This is a genomic window from Vibrio sp. 10N.261.52.C11 (assembly GCF_041471405.1).
Taxonomy (GTDB): Bacteria; Pseudomonadota; Gammaproteobacteria; order Enterobacterales; family Vibrionaceae; genus Vibrio; species Vibrio crassostreae_C.
Genome location: NZ_JBFROI010000162.1, coordinates 1 through 558, shown reverse-complemented (window position 1 = coordinate 558; position 558 = coordinate 1). Strand labels below are relative to the sequence as shown.

Genomic DNA, 558 nt, shown 5'->3' with positions numbered 1-558 from the left:
TAATCCTTATTTGTTATACCCGTACTAAAATCGCCCTCAAAACTATGAAATAACCAATAATAAAATACTACCTAAGAATGCTGGAATTCCTGAGATAAACATAACCAAACCAAACTGATAATTCAGCCTTTTTTGTTCATGAAAATCAGACTCAAAATCATGATTAGAAACCATTTTCATTGTTTTATTTGAAGCTGGGTCTTGCGCCCAATTGCGACTTTGGCTATTTCCATCCCAAGTTAATCTAGCTATTCCCCAGATAATAATCACGATAAAGAATAGAAAATCCATCAAACTTGTTGAGTTGAAAAAGGCTACATATTTGGAAAGAATGAATACGATTAAAGCCGCTAATAGATTAGTAATAACAACCACTTTCAACAGATTTAGCATAGATATTCTTCCTTAATTGACCTTTTAGGGTATAACGCCAAATTAAGGTGTGAACAACGCCAACAACCCTACCTAAAGCATTGCGCCATAAACACTAAACTTGCTTGAAGTGAAAGCGCCGAGCGTTGTGAATCACTCTTAAATTTATTGTTGAACGAAGCCGCT

Annotated in this window: 1 protein-coding gene; it reads right to left on the bottom strand. The window is 34.9% G+C overall.

Annotation, left to right across the window (positions count from 1 at the left end; translation table 11 throughout):
• Positions 1–42: 42 nt before the first annotated feature.
• Positions 43–393, bottom strand: coding sequence for a hypothetical protein (locus AB4323_RS24545; RefSeq protein WP_372116888.1), 351 nt, complete (start codon positions 391–393; stop codon positions 43–45).
• Positions 394–558: the final 165 nt, after the last annotated feature.